Origin of the sequence: Negativicoccus succinicivorans (genome assembly GCF_018373335.1) — a bacterium.
GTDB lineage: Bacteria > Bacillota > Negativicutes > Veillonellales > Negativicoccaceae > Negativicoccus > Negativicoccus succinicivorans_A.
The window spans coordinates 1-2,653 of record NZ_JAHAHH010000107.1; the positions used below are offsets into that span (position 1 = coordinate 1).

The following is a 2,653-nucleotide window of genomic DNA, read 5'->3' on the forward strand; positions in this document are numbered from 1 at the left end:
TGAGTCGCTTTACCGGTGATAGTACAGAGCTTTTAATTACACCGCGAAGGCGTCTTTTAATCACCGACTCCAGGTATACGGAACAGGCGATGGCAGAGGCTGAAGATTGGGAAGTTGTCAATCATCAAGGGCAATTATATGCCAGCATCAGTAAAATCTTGCAAGAGGAAAATATATCGTTATTATCGGTAGAAGCAAGTTCATTGTCGGTAATGGCATATTGGAAGTTGCAAGAACAGTTTCCTGAACTAGTCATAAATGACATCAATTTAGATTCATTGCGTCAAGTCAAAACAGATACGGAGCTTTACTATTTAAAAAAAGCTGCGCAAATAGCGGCGAATGCGTTGCATGATATTTTACCGCAGATCGCAGCACAACGCACCGAAAATGAAGTGCGTATTGCTTTGGAACAAGCTATGCTTGCGCACGGTTCGGAGCATACCGCGTTTGCTACGATTGTTGCTTCGGGTAAACGTTCTGCATTGCCGCACGGTACGGCAACCGACAAATGCATTGAGAGCGGAGACCTTGTGACGATCGATTTTGGTGCAGTGTACCGCGGCTATCATTCCGATATGACACGCACCTTTGTGATCGGTTCGGCAAGCGATCGCCAACGACGGCTCTATGATGCGGTTGCGCACGTACAAAAAGAAAGCACAAAAAAAGTGCGAAGTGGTGTAGCGGCTCACACTATCGATGCATTTGCACGACAGGAATTCGCTGCAGCCGGGCAGGATCAGTATTTTATTCATTCGCTCGGTCATGGTGTCGGGCTGGAAATACATGAGTTACCCACGCTGTCACCGAAATGCGAAACCATATTGGAACCTAACATGGTAGTAACCGTGGAGCCGGGAGTATATATCCCCGGATATGGCGGTATACGGATTGAAGATACAGTGGTGGTAAAAGAGGGGGAGCCTGAGGTAATCACGCTTTTTCCTCACAAATTAATAGAGCTTTAAAAATCAATGGAATGTTTGAAGTGGAGGACTAACAGATGATTTCTAGTAACGATTTTCGCCCGGGTGTAACGATTGAAATTGACAATCAAGTATGGCAAGTAGTGGATTTTCAGCATGTTAAACCAGGCAAAGGGGCCGCTTTTGTGCGTGCCAAAATTAAAAACTTGCAAACCGGTGCCGTTATAGAACGGACCTTCAACGCGGGTGAAAAGTTACCCAAGGCGCAAGTGGATCGCCGTCCCATGCAGTATCTTTATGCCGACGGTGACAGCTTCCATTTCATGGATACAGAAACCTATGATCAGGTTATGTTGACGAAAGATCACTTGACGGAAGCTCTGAATTTCTTGAAAGAAAATATGGAAATTACGGTGCTTTTCTTCAACGGCACTATTATCGGTGTTGAACTGCCGAATTCGGTAGATTTGACAGTAGTTGAAACCGATCCGGGAATTCGCGGAGATACGGCTACAGGCGGTACGAAACCGGCTAAGTTGGAAACAGGATATGTTGTAAAAGTGCCCATGTTTATTAATGAAGGCGATGTTTTGCGAATTGATACCCGCTCGGGTGCTTACATTGAACGTGCATAATTTTAGAAGTCTACAAAAGCGATGATTTTCATCGCTTTTGTTACATCAAAGGAGATCCATGTCACTTGCAGCAAAACATACCGAATGGGGAGATATTCAAATATCCGACGAGTCTCTCGCGGCGATTGTGGGAATTGCCACCCGGGAATTTTCGGAGATTGTCGGTATGGAGGCCACATTAATCAATGACCTAAGCTCCATGTTCGGAAAGGATCCGAACACGCTGGGGGTATCGATCGACTCCCATGAAGACGAAGTAAAAGTGGATCTTTATATTCGTGTGCGGTATGGTTTACGGATTCCCGATCTTGCTTTACGACTGCAGGAGGCCGTACGCAGTACTTTGGAAAAGTATACGGAGGTTACCGTATTGGCCATCAATGTATATGTGCAAAGTATTGCTTTTGATCCGATAGAAAGTGTGTCAGGTGATGGCTGAAAATAAAAAAGTTACCGACGCAAATATCCAGTTGACATATAACTTGATGGCAACGAAGATTCGCGATCGGATTATGGCCGAGCCCGGGGTCGCCGCCATTACGGAACATATGATGGATGAATTTATGGCCTCACTACCGATGAGTCGCCGCAAGCTGATTGACGGCATCGTTTTAAGCAAACGTAAGGACGGCTGGTATGTTGCCGTTTCTTTGATTTTATATTACGGTTATGAAATCATCCCGCTATGCCGTAAGCTGCAGTCGGAAATCATTCAAAAATGGAAAGAAGAAGGCATTACCATCAAAGAAGTACAGATTTATATTGAAACCGTTGTGAATGAGGAACCCATATGACCAGAAGACAAGCCCGCATTCAGGCTTTGCAATTGCTCTATAGTCGTGAAATCAATCCCGAAGCGGAAAAATTCGCATTACCGAATCAGGAAAGTAACGGTCATGATGAATATGCGCAAAAAATAATCACTGCTGTTGATCAAAATCAAACGATGATTGATGCTATTATCAATCGATACAGTAAAAACTGGAACACTGCACAAATGAATAAAGTGGATCTGGTACTACTTCGGATGGCGATTGCGGAAAGTAAATATATTGAGAGCGAGGGGCTGACACCAGCTATTATCATCAA

Annotated in this window: 5 protein-coding genes; all 5 read left to right on the forward strand. The window is 44.5% G+C overall.

Annotated elements, in window-relative coordinates; all coding sequences use genetic code 11:
- A partial coding sequence (locus KH813_RS06415; protein WP_303994520.1) for an aminopeptidase P family protein occupies positions 1-971 on the forward strand: 971 nt, incomplete at its 5' end.
- Positions 972-1,006: 35 nt separating this feature from the next.
- Complete coding sequence (gene efp / locus KH813_RS06420; protein WP_075938755.1) at positions 1,007-1,564, forward strand: elongation factor P; 558 nt, start codon at positions 1,007-1,009, stop codon at positions 1,562-1,564.
- A 58-nt stretch (positions 1,565-1,622) separates the two neighbouring features.
- Positions 1,623-2,003, forward strand: coding sequence for an Asp23/Gls24 family envelope stress response protein (locus KH813_RS06425; protein WP_075938754.1), 381 nt, complete (start codon positions 1,623-1,625; stop codon positions 2,001-2,003).
- Positions 1,996-2,358: a hypothetical protein gene (locus KH813_RS06430; protein ID WP_303994521.1), complete on the forward strand. Its 363-nt coding sequence runs from the start codon at positions 1,996-1,998 to the stop codon at positions 2,356-2,358. The genes KH813_RS06425 and KH813_RS06430 overlap by 8 nt, the downstream gene beginning before the upstream one ends.
- Positions 2,355-2,653, forward strand: a 299-nt coding sequence (locus KH813_RS06435) for a transcription antitermination factor NusB (RefSeq protein ID WP_303994522.1), incomplete at its 3' end; no start/stop codon positions are given. The genes KH813_RS06430 and KH813_RS06435, both read left to right, overlap by 4 nt.

Bases quoted from the DNA above. Each gene is read 5' to 3' on its own strand.
- KH813_RS06430 (WP_303994521.1), top strand. From the start codon at position 1,996: ATGGCTGAAAATAAAAAAGTTACCGACGCAAATATCCAGTTGACATAT.
- efp (WP_075938755.1), top strand. From the start codon at position 1,007: ATGATTTCTAGTAACGATTTTCGCCCGGGTGTAACGATTGAAATTGAC.
- KH813_RS06425 (WP_075938754.1), top strand. From the start codon at position 1,623: ATGTCACTTGCAGCAAAACATACCGAATGGGGAGATATTCAAATATCC.